This window comes from Streptomyces sp. NPDC015144, from assembly GCF_043079735.1.
Lineage (GTDB): Bacteria > Actinomycetota > Actinomycetes > Streptomycetales > Streptomycetaceae > Streptomyces.
Genome location: NZ_JBIBUU010000029.1, coordinates 36,101 through 54,214, shown reverse-complemented (window position 1 = coordinate 54,214; position 18,114 = coordinate 36,101). Strand labels below are relative to the sequence as shown.

14 protein-coding genes are annotated in these 18,114 nt (G+C 71.5%); 5 read left to right on the top strand and 9 right to left on the bottom strand.

Features of this window, described 5'->3' with window-relative positions:
• Positions 1–432 precede the first annotated feature (432 nt).
• The 8 genes from ACF08W_RS32730 to ACF08W_RS32695 all read right to left on the bottom strand — a co-directional run bounded on the left by ACF08W_RS32730 (position 433) and on the right by ACF08W_RS32695 (position 11,543).
• Entirely contained in the window at positions 433–1,377 is a 945-nt protein-coding gene (locus ACF08W_RS32730) for a carbohydrate kinase (protein WP_392281522.1), read from the bottom strand.
• 93 nt (positions 1,378–1,470) lie between these two features.
• Entirely contained in the window at positions 1,471–2,517 is a 1,047-nt protein-coding gene (locus tag ACF08W_RS32725; RefSeq protein WP_392281521.1) for a zinc-binding dehydrogenase, read from the bottom strand.
• A 273-nt stretch (positions 2,518–2,790) separates the two neighbouring features.
• The gene (locus ACF08W_RS32720; protein ID WP_392281520.1) at positions 2,791–4,131 is read right to left on the bottom strand and encodes an MFS transporter; all 1,341 of its coding nucleotides are present in this window, start codon (positions 4,129–4,131) and stop codon (positions 2,791–2,793) included.
• Positions 4,132–4,149: 18 nt separating this feature from the next.
• Positions 4,150–5,517 (bottom strand): FAD-dependent oxidoreductase, encoded by a 1,368-nt coding sequence (locus ACF08W_RS32715; RefSeq protein WP_385211027.1) that lies wholly within the window; start codon positions 5,515–5,517, stop codon positions 4,150–4,152.
• Between the two features lie 37 nt (positions 5,518–5,554).
• Entirely contained in the window at positions 5,555–6,604 is a 1,050-nt protein-coding gene (locus ACF08W_RS32710; protein ID WP_392281519.1) for a LacI family DNA-binding transcriptional regulator, read from the bottom strand.
• Positions 6,605–6,968: 364 nt separating this feature from the next.
• Positions 6,969–8,342 carry an alkaline phosphatase gene (locus ACF08W_RS32705; RefSeq protein ID WP_392281518.1) on the bottom strand — a complete coding sequence of 458 codons (1,374 nt, stop codon included), beginning with the start codon at positions 8,340–8,342 and terminating at the stop codon, positions 6,969–6,971.
• 248 nt (positions 8,343–8,590) lie between these two features.
• Positions 8,591–10,039, bottom strand: a complete 1,449-nt coding sequence (argG, locus tag ACF08W_RS32700; protein WP_352280096.1) for an argininosuccinate synthase — start codon at positions 10,037–10,039, stop codon at positions 8,591–8,593.
• Positions 10,040–10,268: 229 nt separating this feature from the next.
• Positions 10,269–11,543 carry a glycoside hydrolase family 18 protein gene (locus tag ACF08W_RS32695; protein WP_392281517.1) on the bottom strand — a complete coding sequence of 425 codons (1,275 nt, stop codon included), beginning with the start codon at positions 11,541–11,543 and terminating at the stop codon, positions 10,269–10,271.
• A gap of 374 nt (positions 11,544–11,917) precedes the next feature.
• Between ACF08W_RS32695 and ACF08W_RS32690 the strand changes: the two genes are divergently transcribed.
• Complete coding sequence (locus ACF08W_RS32690) at positions 11,918–13,090, top strand: acyl-CoA dehydrogenase family protein (RefSeq protein WP_392281516.1); 1,173 nt, start codon at positions 11,918–11,920, stop codon at positions 13,088–13,090.
• 198 nt (positions 13,091–13,288) lie between these two features.
• Here the strand turns inward: ACF08W_RS32690 and ACF08W_RS32685 are convergent, their stop codons facing one another.
• A complete protein-coding gene (locus tag ACF08W_RS32685; protein ID WP_392281515.1) occupies positions 13,289–13,696 on the bottom strand; it encodes a hypothetical protein in 408 nt (135 codons plus the stop codon).
• A gap of 204 nt (positions 13,697–13,900) precedes the next feature.
• Between ACF08W_RS32685 and ACF08W_RS32680 the strand changes: the two genes are divergently transcribed.
• The 4 genes from ACF08W_RS32680 to fxsA all read left to right on the top strand — a co-directional run bounded on the left by ACF08W_RS32680 (position 13,901) and on the right by fxsA (position 18,021).
• A complete protein-coding gene (locus tag ACF08W_RS32680) occupies positions 13,901–14,341 on the top strand; it encodes an Lrp/AsnC family transcriptional regulator (protein WP_352280100.1) in 441 nt (146 codons plus the stop codon).
• 47 nt (positions 14,342–14,388) lie between these two features.
• Complete coding sequence (locus ACF08W_RS32675; RefSeq protein WP_392281514.1) at positions 14,389–16,035, top strand: amidohydrolase; 1,647 nt, start codon at positions 14,389–14,391, stop codon at positions 16,033–16,035.
• Between the two features lie 550 nt (positions 16,036–16,585).
• Complete coding sequence (locus ACF08W_RS32670; protein WP_352280102.1) at positions 16,586–17,353, top strand: polyprenol monophosphomannose synthase; 768 nt, start codon at positions 16,586–16,588, stop codon at positions 17,351–17,353.
• Positions 17,354–17,430: 77 nt separating this feature from the next.
• Positions 17,431–18,021, top strand: a complete 591-nt coding sequence (gene fxsA, locus ACF08W_RS32665) for an FxsA family membrane protein (RefSeq protein WP_392281513.1) — start codon at positions 17,431–17,433, stop codon at positions 18,019–18,021.
• Positions 18,022–18,114: the final 93 nt, after the last annotated feature.

The following is an 18,114-nucleotide window of genomic DNA, read 5'->3' as shown; positions in this document are numbered from 1 at the left end:
GCCCCACGGCCGTCTCCACGACTTCGCGCTAGCGCTCCTGGCCCGTCCTGAGTGAGGTGGCCGTACCGGTCCACCGTGACCTTGATCGAACGATGTCCGAGCCTGCGAGACGCCTCGTGGATCGACACTCCGTTGGTCAGGGCCACGGTGGACCACCATGGCCGATCTCGCCCACCAGGGCGCCGGCCCCTGGCTGACCACCGGCATACGCCTACCAGGGGCTGTGTGCGCGCTACTCGGACCGCATGGACGAGACCGGCTGGGTGTCGCACAACCGCCGCAAAACATTTCTTGTGCAGCAGGCCCGCAGAGCCCGGAAGAAGGCATTGCGGGCCGCCGGGGTCACGATGACACCTCCTGTGGCTGTTCAGGGGTTGATGCTGACGCGCTTTGCCGAGATGTGGCCACCGCGCCCGGCGGCCCGGGCGGCGGTCAGCGTGGCGAGCCGAACCGTCTGGCGGGCGCGAGGGCCGGGAGTTCGTGCGCGAAGGGCGGTTCGGCGCCCGCCCGGGTGCAGGTGATCGCGGCTGCGTGGGCGGCGAAACCGAGTATCTGCCGCCAGGCATCGGCGGGCAGTGCGGCGAGGGCTTCGGCGGACAGCAGGTTCCGTTCGGACAGCGCGTGCAGGAGCGCCGCGTTGACGGTGTCACCGGCTCCTATGGTGTCGGCGACCCGGACGGACTCGCCAGGCACCGAGAACTCCCCGCCGCTGCTGGTGTGGACCGTCAGGCCGGCCCCGCCCCGGGTGACAACGACGGCGGAAGGACCTGCGGCCAGCCAGCCGTCGATGTCGTCCCCGAGCCATCGCGCGTCCTCCTCGCTGAGCTTGAGGAGCGAGACCGACGGCAACATGCGGTCGAAGCGGGCCCGGTAAGCATCCGGGTCGAGGATGAGATCGGCGCGGATGTTGGGGTCCAGGGCGATGAAGCGTCCGAGTCGGGCCTCGCGGTGCATCAGCTCTTCGTAGGCGCTCGCCCCTGGCTCCAGGACCAGCGAACAAGTACCGAACGACACCGCCCTGGTCCCGGCAGGCAGTGACCCCGGCAAGGTGAAAAGACGGTCGGCCGTGCCCTGGCAGTAGAAGGCGTACACGGCCGAGCCGCCCCTCGCGATGGAGGCCACGGCCAGTGTGGTCGGCTCCGGGCCTCGCTGCACCAGGCCGAGGTCGACCTTCTCCTGACACAGGCGGTCGGCCAGGGCGGTGCCGAAGGCGTCCGTCGAGATTCGCCCGCAGAAGGCGGTTGCGGTGCCGAGGCGGGCGAGCCCGACCGCCGTGTTGTACGGCCCGCCGCCGCGGGCCGGCAGCAGAGGTGCCGTGGCGTCGGTATCGTCTGCCGGCACCAGGTCGATCAGTGCCTCACCAGCGACAACGATCACTGCGGGTTCCTTTCGCAGGGGGAGGGACGGAATCTGGCGGAGACGGGGCGCGACGGCTTCGGGCCCCTCCGCTCCGTGGGGCGACGACGGTGTTCAGGCGGCCCTCACGGTGCGGTCGGCGGTGAGGAGCACCTTCACGTGCTCCGGGCGCAGCGACGCGGCGAACGCCTCGCGGGCTTCTTCCAGCGGGTAGGTGGCGGTGACGATCGCCTCGACGTCCACGGCGCCTGAGTTGATCAGATCGATGGAGGTCCGGTAGTCGTCCGCGGTGTACATGAGAGTCCCCTCGATGCGGATCTCACGGTCCTGGACAAGGTCCAGCCGGATGGGAGTGGCCCCGGGAGCGCCCACGCCGACGACGACGATCTGGCCCCCCTTGGCCACGATGTCGACGGCCTGGGACATGGACTGTTCACGGGCGACGCAGTCGAAGACCACGTCGGCCGGACCGCCGAGCACCGCATGGGCCTGTGCGACCAGGTCGGCCGCGTCGGCCGGGAGCGCGTCGGTCGCGCCGAGGCGAACGGCCCGTTCCCGTTTGGTCTCCAGCAGGTCGGTGACCACGATCCGGGCGGCACCGGCGTGCCGGGCGGCGGCCACGACCAGCAGCCCGATCGGGCCTGCGCCGAGGACGGCCACGGTCCGGCCGGAGAGGTCACCGGCCTTGGCGACGGCGTGGACGGGCGTGGCGAGCGGTTCGACGAGGGCCGCCCGGATGTCCGACATCTCCTCCGGTACGCGGTGGACGCGGTCGGCGGGGATCGTGAAGAGGTCGGCCATGCCGCCGGGGGTCTGGCAACCGAATACCTTCAGGTCCCGGCAGATGTTGTAGCGGCCGGAGCGGCACTGCGGGCACTGGCCGCAGTACAGATTCGGTTCGACGATCACGCGGGTGCCGACAGCGAAGTCCTCGGCCCCCGGGCCGACGGAGACGACCACGCCCACGACCTCGTGACCGGGTCGGTAGGGCAGGTCGATGAAGGGGTGGTGTCCGAGGGCGGCGTGGGTGTCGGACCCGCAGACGCCGATGACGGTGCTGCGGACGAGAAGTTCGTTCTCGCCGGCCTGAGGTGCGGGCACTTCTTCGAGGCTGATGTCGTCGATGGACCGGACGAGTACGCGTCGGTTCGGCTGGGACATGGCAAAGAGGTTCCGTTCGGTGTGTTGTGCGTGGCCCGCGCGAGGGACGGGCGCGACGAGGCGCGGGGGTCCCGGGCGGCCCGGGGTTTCGGGTCCGGAGGCTGTACACAGGTGAGTGAGCCGGGCGGGCGTTCCCGGCGGCGGGGCCACGAGTGGTCCTGCTCGTTCCCCGACGGCCGATACGGCCTCGCGGGCCCGAGGCCGCCGCGCGCCCGGAGCAGTCGGTCCGGCACGCCGTCGTCATGCTCCGGGTACGCGGCCAGAGCCCGGGGACTACGGCTGCCGTATCGGTTCGGCGTGCTGGGCAGGAGCGACCTGTGTCCGCCGCGGGGCGGTTTCGCGGATCGCCGCCACCACGAAGCCCAGGGTGACGGCGGCCAGGAGCATCACGTAGAAGGAGGGCGCGAGCTTGCTGCCGGTACTGGAGACCAGCCAGGTGGCCACGTAGGGAACCGTGCCGCCGAACGCCGAGACCACCAGGTTGTACGGAATGGCCATCGCGCCGCTGCGGATCCTGGCGGGGAACTGCTCGGCCATCATCGCGCTCAGCGCGCCGTCGAACACGGCAATCATGAGACCGAGGAGGAGCATCGCGGCGATGGCCGCGGCTATGTTGCCGAGCGACATGAGGTAGAACGCCGGCCAGCTGACCACGACGATGCCCGCGCTGCCCGCGATGAGCATCGGCTTGCGGCCGACGCGGTCGGAGAGCGCGCCCATGACCGGTACGGCGAGCGCGGTGACACCGATGGCCACGGTCGTGGTCGTGAACGCGTCGCTGGTACTGAACCCGAGATCGCCGCTGAGGAAGCTCGGCAGGAAGGACACCAGCGCCCAGTGCCCGATCGCCTTGAGGAGAAGGACGCCACACAGGATCAGCATCGGCTTGTAACCGGTACGGAAGGCCTCCTTCGTCGGCGATTGCGCCACCTCGCCCACGGCCTCCATCTCGCGGAACTCCGGCGAGTCCGTCAGCTGGAGTCTGAGGTACAGGCCGACGAGCCCCAGCGGCAGGGCGAGGAGGAACGGAATCCGCCAGCCCCAGTCCGTCATCGCCCCGTCTCCGAGCACGTTGATCAGGACGAGGGCGAGTGCGGAGCCGACGACGGACGCGACGAACCCGATTCCGTCCATCCAGCTCGTCATGTACCCGCGGCGGGTACGGGGCGAGTGCTCGAACAGGAGCGCCACCGCGTTGGACGTCTCGCCGCCTGCCCCGAAGCCCTGCAACATCCTGGCGATCACCAGCAGCACGGGAGCGAGGACGCCCACGCTGTCGTAGGTGGGCAGCACACCCATCGCGAAGGTGGAACCCGACGTGAGCAGGACGACGATCACCAGCGTCCGCTGTCGGCCGATGCGGTCTCCGAGCGGTCCGAAGAAGAGGCCACCGAGCGGCCGCAGAACGAACCCGACCGCGGAGACGGCGAAGGTGGCGAGCAGCGCGGCCGTCGGATTGTCGGAGACGAAGAAGTTCGCGGCGAGGAAGGTGGCCAGCAGCCCGTAGGTGCCGACGTCGTACCACTCGATGAAGTGACCGATGCCCGCCGCCACAAGCACCTTGCGGGCCTGCGGACTGATTCTCTGGTCTTCCGCATCGTCTTTGTTGTGCATGGCGTTCTCCTGAAAATCCTAATGTGCCGGCGGCGACACACGGCCGCCCTGTTCCTGGATCACGGTCCTGATCTTCGTGGTGTCCAACTGCCGCGGCTGCTGCCCGCCGGTCGCCGCCAGAGCGGCGGCCACGCCGGCGGCCTGGCCCGTCGCGGCGCACGTGGCGCCCACTCGCGCCGATCCGAGCGCCTCGCGGTCCACCGAGATGCAGCGGCCGGCCACGAGCAGGCCCTCGGTGGTCTGCGGCAGCAGGCTGCGATACGGGATCTCGTAGGGCAGCGGCACGTACATGGCGTGCACGCCCACGTCCCCGGCCGGGTGCACGTCGATCGGCCAGCAGCCGACCGCGATGCTGTCGTCGAAGCGGGCGTTGGTGCGGATGTCGTCACCGGTCAGCGTGTACGCCCCGACCAGGCGCCTGGTCTCGCGCACACCGATCTGGGTGCTCGTGTGCAGCAGCCGCCCGTTCGCGAACGCCGGGCTGTGCTCGCGCAGGGCGTCGAGCATGACGACGGAGTCCTTGCGGCCGGTGATCTCCGCGCGGGTGAGTTCTTCCGCGTCGGACGCGTCGCCGATGACCCGGGTGGTGTTGACCCAGGCGATGTCCTTCTCCATGCCGCCGAACCACGGACCGCCGAACGGCGGCAGCTCGCCCCGTGCACGGGCCGCGCGCATGGCGTCCACGTCCAGGTCGATGTCCCTGCGCGTCGAGGCATACCGACTCAGCAGCGGCTCCTTCAGGAGCGTGGCCTCCGGACCGATCGGGATGTTCACGGGTACGGCGTGCTCACGGTCCGGATCCGGGCTCACGCCGCCCACGCGGAACGGCATGGTCATGGGCTGCAGCGTGTTGCCCTTGGCCCAATCGGAACCGGCTCCGGCCACGATGTCGCCGTTGCCGGTGCAGTCCACGGTGACCGAGGCACGGATGGCGCGTCGACCGTCGACGTTCTCGACGTACACGCCCCGTACGGCACCGTCCTCGATGATCGGGCGGGCGCCCCAGCTGTGCAGCAGTATCCCGATGCCCTCGGCTTCGATCATGTCGTCGGCGACGCGCTTCATGACCTCCGGGTCGGAATTCAACACCCAGCCGTCGCCGTCGACCGCACCGCCCTGCTTGGCGGCACGGGCCAGCCACTCGGCGGGGACACCCTCCACGCAGCGGGCGTAGGGGCGCAGCCAGGAGTTGTAACCAGCGAGCGTGAGGACCATTCCCGCTGTCCACATGCCGCCGAGGAAGCCGTGCCGCTCGACGAGGAACGTGCTCGCCCCCGCCCGCGCCGCGGCGACGGCGGCACACACACCGGCCGGTCCGCCACCGACGACCAGCACGTCCACGTCGGCCACCACCGGGATCTCCCGGGCCTGTTCGTGCACAGTCATCTGTCGCTCTGCCGCATTCGGCATCGTCATGGTCCTCTTAGTTCTCTCGGTTCGGTTCGTGGTGGTCTCGGTCGCTGGCCGAGGCACGGATCTTCAGCTCCGGCGGGAGGCAGATGCTCACGCTGGGAGCCGTCGAGCCCTGAATGCGCTCGAACAGCAGGTCCGCGGCCCTCGCGCCGATCTCGTCGGCGGGTGGGCGGACGCTGGACAGCGCGGGTTGGAGATAGGCGGCGAACGGCAGATCGCCATGGCCGATCACCGCGACGTGGCCGGGAATGTCGATACCCTTCTCGGCCAGTGCGCGGTACAGGCCGAGAGCGAAGTAGTCACTTCCGGTCAGTACCGCAGCGCCCGGTTCGAGCCTGCTCACCAGTTGCCGGGCGCACTGGTAGGCGGCCTCCGGCTCCCACGGCAGCACTCGCCTTCCGTGCGTGGACTGCGGCACCAGCGTGATGGCGTCGTCCGAGGGGAGGCCGCGTTCGGCGAGCGCGCGCTGGAAGCCCGCGCGTCGGTCGGCCGCCGAGGAGAACGGCACGTCCTCCTCCAGCAGGTGAACGCTGGTGGCACCGGAGTCGAGCAGATGGGAAGCCGCTTCATAAGCCCCACGCTCGTGGTCGACACCGACGAAGTCGCACTCGAACCCGTCCAGTCCGCGGTTGACCAGCACGATCGGCACGCCGGAGTCCTTCAGCCGCTCCCAGTGCTCCGCGCCCTCCTGGACGGGAATCACCACGGCTCCGTCCACGCCCCACCGCAGGAGAGCCTCCGCCGCGTCCCGCTCCGTCTCCAGGTCCTCTTCCGTGACCATGAGCAGGAGCGAGTAGCCGTTCGCTCGGCAACGCTCCTCGACGGCGCTGATCAGCAACGAGTAGAACGGGTTGGCCGGGTGGGTGATGACCATGCCCAGCGTCATCGCGGAGCCGGACACCAGCGATCTGGCCATCGAGTTCGGAACGTAGCCGAGCCGGTCGGCCTCGGCGCGAATGCGCGTTCGCAGCTCCTCACCGACCGAGTCCTTGCCCGCCAGGGCCCGCGACACGGTCTTCGCGGAGACCCCCAGCGACTCGGCGATCGTCTTGAGTGTCACGCGTCCGCCAGTCGGCATCGTGTGCCCTTCCCGTCGTTGACTGCCTGAAGGTAAACGTTTACCCCAACTGCCACGTTAAAGATGGGTAAACGATGGGGTCAACGGTTACCTTAAGGACGGCCCCGTCCCGCGTCAATGCCTCCCAGGCGTGGATCGCGGTACTGCGTGAGCTTCCGAGGTCGCCGGGCACGTACGAGGGTCCGGCCGTCGCTGAGTAACAGGCTCCGCGTAGGCGTCAAGTGGCGGCGCCGAAAGCCCCGGGCCCCGTCGGCGTTTCGCTGGTGCCGACGGGGCCCGGGGCGCTTGCCGCGAGGCTTCCGGTGGAAGTGAGGGTGAAAGGGGCTGGTGCCGGGGGCCCGAGGGGTCAGCGGAGGCGGAGCGCCTCGCGGATCGTGCCGAACAGGTCGGTCTGGTCGGTGACGCCCAGGACGCGGTAGGCCTGCGGACCCTGCGCGGCGATCCGGACCTCGGTGCCGGTGTGCTCCTGGGACTGGCCGGGCGTGTTGGTCGAGTAGTTGACCTTGATCGGCTGGCCCTCGTCGGTGATGAGCGTGGAGCTCAGGCCGGGCGGCTGGGCCTCCAGCGGGATGATCTGGCTGGTGTGGCCGTGGTCGGCGGTGGTGACGACCAGGGTGTCGGGGTGCTTGGCCGCGTACGCGCGAGCCGTCTTCACCGCGCGGTCGAAGGCGGCGGTCTCACCGATCTGGCCGCAGGGGTCGGCGGCGTGGTCCTGCTTGTCGATCGACGCACCCTCGACCTGGAGGAAGAAGCCCTGCTTGCCGTGGTTCCGCTTCTGCTTCGCCTCCAGCAACTGGATGGCCTTCGCGGTCTGGTCGGCCAGCTCCGGGGTGCCGGCGGGCCGGTTGGCGTTGGAGGTCACGCAGCGCTGCGGGTCGGTGCCGCCGAGCGCGGCGGGCTTGCCGGACCACTCGGTGGGGACGTTGCCCGGGGCGAAGAGGCCGAGCACCGGCTTGTCGCCCTTGGTCGCCTTCAGGGAGGCGTCGTCGGTGACGACCTGGTAGCCGAGCTTGCGCGCCTGCTCGGTGACGGTCAGGCCCTTGTACGGGCCCTCGGTGATCTTCTGGTCGAAGCGCTGCTTGCCGCCGCCGAGGAGGACGTCGACCTTGTGGTTCACGCTCTGCTCGGCGATGGAGCCGGGGCCGCCCTTGGAGATGGTGTCGACGGAGCACTTGGCCATGTCGGCCGGGCCCTGGCAGGAGCGGTCGGTGACGTGCGAGGCGAGGACGGCCGGGGTGGCGTCGGTCAGCTCGGCGGTCGTCACCGAACCTGTGGCGAAGCCGCCCTTCTGCGCCAGCTCCAGGATGGTCGGGACGGCCTTGTTGGTGCCCGGCGTCTTGGAGATCCGGCCGTTGACGGTCTTCACGCCGGTCGCCCAGCCGGAACCGCTGGCCGCGGAGTCGGTGACGTAGTCCGGCGTGCCGTTCTCGTGCACGGCGTACGTGGTGTACGCGCCGGTCAGCGGGAACTTGTCCATGTTCAGGCGGCCGGCCGCGCCCACGGTGTAGTCGCGGGCCAGGGTGATCTCGGAGTCGCCCATGCCGTCACCGATGAGCAGGATGACGTTCTTCGCCTTGCCGCCCTTGATGGCGCTCTTCGCGTAGTCCTTGGTGTCGTGCGCGCCGGCCGTGGCGGTGAGCGCGACGGCAGCGGTGGCGGTCGCCGCGAGGACGGCGCCGGCGGCCATCAGGTGCTTGCGGGACAGGCGCTGTATGGGCATGCATATCTCCTTGATCCGGTCGGCGGGCAGCACCGACGAACCACAGCCCATCAGCGCCGGATGAACCGCCGGTGACGTCCGGGCTGCTTCCGTCCTGCCGGGACGTGGCATGCGGGACGCCCGGGACATGACATGCGGAACGTTCGGGGAGCGCCCCGCGTGCGGAGCGCCCGTGCCGCCCGGAACGGCGGCGGGCCCCGGCGGAAGGAATCCGCCGGGGCCCGCCGGGTGACGGCCGGTGACCGGTGTCAGTCCGTGCCGGACTCCATCGCGGCACGGTCCAGCATGGCCTCCTCGTCCGCGGCCTCGCCGCGCGAGGCGATCGCCTGGGCGCCGCCGCGGTCCATGGCGCCGATCAGCCCGGTCGAAGCGGCCTGCGCCGCGCCGATCGGCGTCGGGTGGCCGCTGCCGACCAGGCCGAGCCCCGCGTACTGCTCCAGCCGTGCCCGCGAGTCGGCGATGTCCAGGTTCCGCATGGTCAGCTGGCCGATCCGGTCCACCGGGCCGAACGCCGAGTCCTCGGTGCGCTCCATGGAGAGCTTGTCCGGGTGGTAGCTGAACGCCGGGCCCGTGGTGTCGAGGACCGAGTAGTCCTCGCCGCGCCGCAGCCGCAGCGTCACCTCGCCGGTGACGGCCGCGCCGACCCAGCGCTGGAGCGACTCGCGGATCATCAGCGCCTGCGGGTCCAGCCAGCGGCCCTCGTACATCAGCCGGCCGAGCCGCCGGCCCTCGTTGTGGTACGCGGCCAGCGTGTCCTCGTTGTGGATCGCGTTGACCAGGCGCTCGTAGACGATGTGCAGCAGCGCCATGCCGGGCGCCTCGTAGATGCCGCGGCTCTTCGCCTCGATGATCCGGTTCTCGATCTGGTCGGACATGCCGAGGCCGTGGCGGCCGCCGATCGCGTTGGCCTCCATCACGAGGTCGACGGGGGAGGCGAACTCCTTGCCGTTGATGGTGACCGGACGGCCCTGGTCGAAGCCGACCGTCACGTCCTCGGTGGGGATCTCCACCGACGGGTCCCAGAACCGCACGCCCATGATCGGCTCGACCGTCTCGACCCCGGTGTCGAGGTGCTCCAGCGTCTTGGCCTCGTGGGTGGCGCCCCAGATGTTGGCGTCCGTGGAGTACGCCTTCTCCGTCGAGTCCCGGTACGGCAGCCCGTGCGCGAGCAGCCACTCCGACATCTCCTTGCGGCCGCCGAGCTCCGTGACGAAGTCCGCGTCCAGCCAGGGCTTGTAGATGCGCAGGTGCGGGTTGGCGAGCAGCCCGTACCGGTAGAAGCGCTCGATGTCGTTGCCCTTGAAGGTGGAACCGTCGCCCCAGATCTGCACCCCGTCCTCGAGCATGGCGCGGACCAGCAGGGTGCCGGTCACGGCCCGCCCCAGCGGCGTCGTGTTGAAGTAGGGGCGCCCACCCGAACGGATGTGGAACGCGCCGCAGGAGAGCGCGGCCAGCCCTTCCTCGACCAGCGCGGCCCGGCAGTCGACGAGCCGGGTGATCTCGGCGCCGTACGCGGAGGCGCGGCCGGGCACGGACGCGATGTCGGGCTCGTCGTACTGGCCGATGTCGGCGGTGTACGTGCAGGGCACGGCGCCCTTGTCACGCATCCAGGCGACGGCTACGGAGGTGTCGAGACCGCCGGAGAAGGCGATGCCGACGCGCTCGCCGGTGGGGAGGGAGGTAAGGACTTTGGACATGGCAAGACTATGCACCACATCGCATGGTCATGCAACATGAGCGGTGGCGACCCGCTCATTTCCGGCCCCGGGCGGAGTATCCGACGGCGACGGGAGACGGGGCGACGGAACGGTCGACACGGCGACGGAACGGCCGACGAGGGGAACGGTCGACACGGGGAACGGGGCGGCAGGCCCGTCGGCCCGCCGCCCCGCTCCCGCTCCTCCGCGCCCGGAGTCCGGTGCGTGCCTAGTCGATGGCCTTGATCAGCTCGCCGTCGGTGGTGTCACCGCTGAGCTCCCAGAAGAAGGTGCCGCCGAGCCCCTGCTGGTTCTTCCAGCTCATCTTGGAGGCGATGGTGGCCGGGGTGTCGTAGCTCCACCAGTTGCTGCCGCAGCGGGCGTAGGCGGTGCCGGCGACGGTGCCGGTGGCCGGGCAGGTGTTCTTGAGGACCTTGTAGTCCTCGATGCCGGCCTCGTAGGTGCCGGCGGCGGCGCCGGTGGCGGTGCCGCCGGGGGCGTCCTGGGTGACGCCGGTCCAGCCGCGGCCGTAGAAGCCGATGCCGAGGAGCAGCTTGGACGCGGGGACGCCCTGGGCCTTCAGCTTGGCGATGGTGGCCTCGCTGTTGAAGCCCTCCTGCGGGATGCCGTCGTACGAGGTGAGCGGGGAGTGCGGGGCGGTCGGGCCCTTCGCGTCCCAGGCGCCGAAGTAGTCGTACGTCATCGGGTTGTACCAGTCGACGTACTGCGCGGCGGCCCCGTAGTCGACCGCGTCCAGCTTGCCGCCGTCCGAGGCGTCGGCGCTGATCGCCGAGGTGACCAGGTTGCTCGTGCCGAACTTGGCGCGCAGCGCCGCCATCAGGTTGCCGTAGGCCTCACGGCCGCTGGTGTCGCAGGTCAGGCCGCAGGCGTTGGGGTACTCCCAGTCGATGTCGATGCCGTCGAAGACGTCGGCCCAGCGCGGGTCCTCGACCAGGCTGTAGCAGGACTCGGCGAAGGCGGCCGGGTTCTTGGCGGCCTCGCCGAAGCCGCCGGACCAGGTCCAGCCGCCGAACGACCAGATGACCTTCAGGTCGGGGTGCAGCTTCTTCAGCTTGCGCAACTGGTTGAAGTTGCCGCGCAGATCCTGGTCCCAGGTGTCGGCGACGCCGTCGACGGACTGGTCGGCGGTGTACGCCTTCTCGTAATCGGCGTACGAGTCGCCGATCGTGCACTTGCCGCCGGTGACGTTGCCGAAGGCGTAGTTGATGTGGGTGAGTTTGGCGGCCGAGCCGGAGGTCTCGATGTTCCGCACGTGGTAATTGCGTCCGTAGACGCCCCAGTTGGTGAAGTATCCGACCACTTTGCCGCCGGCCGCGGTGGGGGTCGTGCCGGTGGTGGCGGGCGCCGCTGCCCGCGTGGTGGTGGGGGTGGCGCCGGCCGGTGCGGTGCCCGCGACGCCCAGCAGGGCGGCGCCGAGGGCGGCGGTACAGGCGGCTGCGGCGAACGCCCGGAAGCGGGCGCGAAGTCGATGCGGTCCGAACATCTTGTCTCCTCGTGGGGGAGGGAACTCGCTTGTGGGGACAGTGAGTCGGCCGTCGCGCGAACTTGGCATGAACGCGCAAATGCCGTTCGGTGGGAACCGTAGATGGACTAGACCAGTCGGGTCAATGGTGTGGACCAAGTCCGGTGATCCTTCCGCCCCCGGCCGAGTCGCCCGGGTGCCCCGTGACGGATATCGTCCGATCGGGCATACTCGACCCGCCACGGCCGCCGGCCAGCGGCTCTCGTGATCCGAGGGGCCGACGGGAGCGGCCGGACCGCAGTGCTTCTCCGGGCGCGCCCGGAACCCCCCGGCGGCGCCGCCCACACCCCTCGCGCGCGACCGTCGCAACGCCCGACAGGGAGGAGAGCGCCGTCATGACCGACCGTGCTTCGTACATGGTGGAACGTCGACTGCCCACCGAGGAGTCCAGGGAACTGATCGCGCTCGTCCGCGACATCGCCCAGCGGGAGATAGTCCCCAAGGCCGCCGAGGAGGAGGAAGCGGGCCTGTTCCCGCGCGAGATCTTCTCGCTGCTCTCCGAATCCGGGCTGCTGGGCCTGCCCTACGACTCCGCCCACGGCGGCGGCGACCAGCCGTACGAGGTCTACCTGCAGGTCCTCGAAGAGCTCGCGGCCGCCCGGCTCACCGTCGGCCTCGGCGTCAGCGTCCACTCCCTGGCCTGCCACGCGGTCGCCGGATACGGCACCGACGAGCAGCGCGCCGAGCACCTCCCGTCGATGCTGGGCGGCGGCCTGCTGGGCGCCTACTGCCTCTCCGAGCCCGCCGCGGGCTCCGACGCCGCCTCGCTCCGCACCAAGGCCGTGCGCGACGGCGACGACTGGGTCATCACCGGCACCAAGGCATGGATCACCCACGGTGGTGTCGCGGACTTCTACACGGTCCTGGCCCGCACCGGCGCCGAGGGCGCCCGCGGGATCACCGCCTTCCTGGTCCCCGGCAACGCCGAGGGGCTGAACGCGGCCGCCCCCGAGAAGAAGATGGGCATGAAGGGCTCGCCCACCGCCCAGCTGAACTTCGACGGCGTCCGGATCCCCGACGCGCGCCGGATCGGCGAGGAGGGCCAGGGCTTCGCGATCGCGCTGTCCGCGCTCGACTCCGGACGGCTGGGCATCGCCGCCTGCGCGATCGGTGTCGCCCAGGCCGCCCTGAGCGAGGCCGTCGAGTACGCCGCCGGACGGCGGCAGTTCGGCCGCCCCATCGCGGACTTCCAGGGGCTGCGCTTCATGCTCGCCGACATGGCCACCCAGATCGAGGCCGGCCGGGCGCTCTACCTGGAGGCGGCCCGGCTCCGCGACGAGGGCAAGCCCTTCTCGCGCCAGGCGGCCATGGCCAAGCTGTTCTGCACCGACACCGCCATGAAGGTCACCGTGGACGCCGTCCAGGTGCTCGGCGGATACGGCTACACCCTCGACTTCCCCGTCGAGCGGCTGATGCGCGAGGCCAAGGTGCTGCAGATCGTCGAGGGCACCAACCAGATCCAGCGGATGGTCATCGCACGCCATCTCGCGGGGCCCGAGACCCGCTGACCTCCGGGCGGCCGCTCCGGCCGCCCAGGCGTCGCCACGATCCGGCTCCGCCCCCGGTCGTGGCGGCCCACGAGGGCCGCGCCACGCTCCGTCCGGGGTGCGGCGCCGCCGCGCGGACGGGGCCGGGTGCCCACCGTGGGCACCACACCGGCGGGGCCGTCGTGGCGCGCGGAAGCGGCGGGCGGTACGGGACGGCCGTCAGGCGGCGTCGCGCCGCATCCGCGGCATCCGCAGCGGACGGGAGCCGGGGCCGCCGGCGTGGGAGAACGGCTGCATCCTCCAGTCGAGCCCCTGGGGAAGCGTCAGCAGCAGACCCGTCTCCTGCTCCTGGGCGTCGAGGGAGTCGTCGGCGGGCCGCGCCTGCGAGGCGGCGCGCCCCGTCCCCGAGCAGACGGTCAGCACGAACGGATTCCACGGCGTCGGGCACAGCGCGTGCTCCGGGAGCACCTCCTCGCCCGCGAGCAGCGCGATCGGCTGCGCGCAGTCCGGGCACACGACCCGGTACATCTCGAAGGTGTCGTACGCGTCGGGAACGGGCTCCTCGCCGGGGACCGCGTCCTCGACGGAGTCCGGTTCGGTGCGTTCGGTGAGCTTCAGGCGCTGCATGGGAAGTTCCCCCCTCGGGTGGGCCGGCCGGGTGACGTGGCCGTGGCCACAGCAAGCACTTCCCGTCGCGGATCCCCCGTAACCGCGAGGGGGTCGGCTACCCATCCGTAAACCTGTGGTGTTCGTCACATGAACCCGGTGTGCCGCCCCTCCGGGGCCCCCGGCGCTGTGCCTGGAGGGACAAGGGGCAATAAGTTGATCCGCATGGAGGAGCTGGACCGACAGATCGTGGAGTTGCTCGTCAAGGACGGGCGGATGAGCTACACCGACCTGGGCAAGGCCACGGGCCTGTCCACGTCGGCGGTTCATCAGCGTGTCCGCAGACTGGAGCAGCGCGGGGTGATCCGGGGCTACGCCGCGGTCGTCGACCCGGAGGCCGTGGGCCTGCCGCTCACCGCGTTCATCTCGGTGAAACCGTTCGACCCGAGCGCACCGGACGACATCGCCGAGCGGCTCGCCGGGGTCCCGGAGCTGGAGGCGTGCCACAGCGTCGCGGGCGACGAGAACTACATCCTCAAGGTGCGGGTCGCCACGCCGCTGGAGCTGGAGCACCTGCTCAGCCGGATCCGCTCGCTGGCCGGTGTCTCCACCCGCACCACGGTCGTCCTGTCCACCCCGTACGAGGCACGGCCGCCGCGCATCTGACAGGGGGCGCGGACCGCGCGGGTCCGGACAGGCGCGAGACTGGTCCCATGACCGAGAGCACCGCCCTTCAGAGCGACCACCGCACCGTGCTGCTGCGCGGTGGAGACGTCCACAGCCCCGCCGACCCCTTCGCCACCGCCATGGTGGTCGAACGCGGCCATGTCGCCTGGGTGGGCTCGGAAGGGGCCGCCGACGCCTTCGCGAGTGGCGTCGACGAGGTCGTCGACCTCGACGGAGCGCTGGTCACCCCCGCGTTCACCGACGCCCACGTCCACACCACGTCGAGCGGCCTGGCCCTCACCGGCCTCGACCTCTCCGGCGCCCGGAACCTGAACGAGGCGCTCGTTCTGCTGCGCTCGCACGTGGCCGCGCACCCCGAGGACCGGGTGGTTCTCGGCCACGGCTGGGACGCCGCCCGCTGGCCGGAACAGCGCCCCCCGTCGCGCGCCGAACTCGACGCGGCGGCCGGGGGCCGTCCCGTCTACCTGCCGCGGATCGACGTGCACTCCGCGGTGGTGACCACCGCGCTGCTCGACCTCGTCCCCGGCGTCACCGGGCTGACCGGCTACCACCCCGACGCCCCGCTGACCGGGGCCGCCCACCACGCGGTCCGCGCCGCGGCCCACGGCGCCGTCTCCCCGGCCCAGCGCGCCGCCGCCCAGCGCGCCGCCCTGCGGCACGCCGCCTCGCTCGGCATCGGCACCCTCCACGAGTGCGGCGGCCCGGACATCTCCGACGAGGAGGACTTCGCCGGTCTGCTGAAGCTCGCCGCCGAGGAGAGCGGCCCGCGCGTCCACGGCTACTGGGCCGAGCAGGTCGCCGACGAGAAGGACGCCCTCCGCATCCGCGAACTCGGCGCGATCGGCGCCGCCGGGGACCTCTTCGTGGACGGTTCCCTCGGCTCGCACACCGCCTGCCTGCACGAGCCGTACGCCGACGGCCCGGCCGGGCACACCGGCACCGCCCACCTGGACGCCGCGCAGATCGCCGCCCATGTCACCGCGTGCACCGAGGCGGGGCTCCAGGCCGGTTTCCACGCCATCGGCGACGCCGCGGTCACCGCCGTCGTCGAGGGGGTCCGGGCCGCCTCCGAGACGCTCGGCCTGGCCCGGATCCGGGGCGCCCGGCACCGCGTCGAGCACGCCGAGATGCTCACCCCCGAGACCATCGCCGCCTTCGCCGAGCTGGGCCTGACCGCCTCCGTCCAGCCCGCCTTCGACGCGGCCTGGGGCGGCGAGGAGGGCATGTACGCGCGCCGGCTCGGCGCCGAGCGGGCCCGCACCCTCAACCCGTACGCGGCGCTCCTGCGGGCCGGTGTGCCGCTGGCCTTCGGTTCCGACAGCCCGGTCACCCCGTTCGACCCGTGGGGCACCGTGCGGGCCGCGGCCTTCCACCGCACGCCCGAGCACCGGATCTCCGTACGGGCCGGCTTCACCGCGCACACCAGGGGCGGCTGGCGGGCCGTGGGCCGTGACGACGCGGGCCTCCTGGTCCCCGGCGCCCCGGCCGACTACGCGGTCTGGCGCACCTCGGAACTGCTGGTCCAGGCCCCGGACGACCGGGTCGCCCGCTGGTCGACCGATCCCCGTTCCGGCACCCCCGGGCTGCCCGATCTCACCCCCGGCGCCGAGCTCCCGGTATGCCTGCGGACCGTGGTTCTCGGACACACGGTCTACGAGCGGCCGAACGAGTGACGTACGGATGCCCCGTCCCGCCACCGGCGACGGGGTTCGTTCCGCCGTCACCTGGGGATCTTCGCTACTGACCAGGCAAGTTTCGTAAATATTGCAGGTCAGACGGCTATTGACAGAATGCGCCCACCGGCCGGTAGGTTCGGCCGGGTCCACCACAGGACGTCCGACCGGTCGAGCCTCCACGCAGTCGTCGAACGCCGCTGGGTCACGGGGTGGTGTGCCGCACCGGCGCACCACCACTGTCAGCCAGGTTCAGCGCCCGCGCCTCGGGACGAGGGAAGGTTTCAGCCGGTCGGCGGTGCGACCCGGATGGGGCCCGGACGTTCAGTAGACAACGGCTCTAGGTCGACCCGCAGCCAGCGGGCCCCAGGTCGGCCCGAAGGGCGCCGGGCCCCCATCCGCAGAACCCGTCCCGCCCGCGGGCCGGGCTTCTGTCCGTACTTCCCTCCTTCTGTCCCGGCCGGGCGGCGATCCGGCCCGACCGCGTCGCCGAGCGCCCCCCGCCCGCTGGATATGGTGGGCACCTGCGTACGGACTTAAGGGGCAGTAAGTGAACGACGGCGGTCAGCGGCGGTACGGGCCGCTCGGCAAGATCCTGGTGATCATCCCGACCTACAACGAGGCCGAGAACATCAAGCCGATCGTCAGCCGGGTGCGTACCGCGGTGCCGGAGGCCGACATCCTGATCGCCGACGACAACAGCCCGGACGGCACCGGCAAGATCGCCGACGAGATCGCCGCCGAGGACGAGCAGGTCCGGGTGCTGCACCGCAAGGGCAAGGAAGGGCTCGGCGCGGCCTACCTCGCCGGCTTCGGCTGGGGCACCGGCCACGGCTACGGCGTGCTCGTGGAGATGGACGCGGACGGCTCCCACCAGCCCGAGGAACTGCCCCGGCTGCTGACCGCGCTCAAGAGCGCCGACCTGGTGCTCGGCTCCCGCTGGGTGCCGGGCGGCCGGGTGGTCAACTGGCCCAAGTCGCGCGAGATGATCTCCCGCGGCGGCAGCACCTACTCCCGGCTCCTGCTCGGGCTGCGGACCCGGGACGTCACCGGCGGTTTCCGGGCCTTCCGCGCCGAGACCCTGGACGGCCTCGGCCTCGACAAGGTCGCCTCGCAGGGCTACTGCTTCCAGGTCGACCTGGCCCGCCGGGCCGTCGAGGCCGGCTACCACGTCGTGGAGGTCCCGATCACCTTCGTCGACCGGGAGGTCGGCGATTCGAAGATGAGCCGCGACATCCTGGTCGAGGCGCTCTGGCGGGTCACGGCCTGGGGCGTCACGTCCCGCGCGAACCGGGTACTGGGCCGCAAGCCGCTCTGACGCGCCCGGCCCGCGGAGCCCGGCGCGGGATCACCCCCTTGCGCCACTCCTACGCCCGTACGGGCACACTGGGGACCATGACGACCGGTACCCGGCCCCCGACCGCCCGCGGACGCTCACGCGTCCGCACCTACCTCCCCCTCGCCGTCGCCGCCTGGGCGGTACTGGAGATCTGGCTGCTCACCGTCGTGGCCGACGCGGCGGGCGGGTTCACCGTGCTGCTGCTCCTGGCGGCGGGCATCGTCTTCGGCGCCGCGGTGATCAAGCGGGCCGGCCGCCGGGCCTTCCGCAACCTCACCGAGACGCTCCAGCGGATGCCGGGGCAGCCCGGCGCCGCGCCGGAGCAGGCCGAGACCCCCGCCGACAGCCGGGGCAACGGCTTCCTGATGCTCGGCGGGCTGCTCCTGATGATCCCCGGGATCGTCTCCGACGTGGCGGGGCTCGCCCTGCTGGTCCCGGCGGTCCGTACCCGGCTCGGCCGGTACGCGGAGCGGTCGCTGGAGCGCCGGATGCGCGCCGCGAGCCCCGGCAGCTTCTCCGACGCCTTCCAGCAGGCGCGCATTCACCGCCCGGACGGAAAGGTCGTGCAGGGTGAGGTCATCCGGCCGGACGGCGGGCAGCAGGCCCCGCGCCCCGACGAGGGCCCGCGGCCGCCACTGACCCCCTGAGACCCGTGAACGCCCGACGCGACAGAGCCGCGGGGGGGGGGGCCCCCCCCCGGCCCCCCCCCCCCCCCCGGGGCGGGGGAGGGGGGGGGGGCG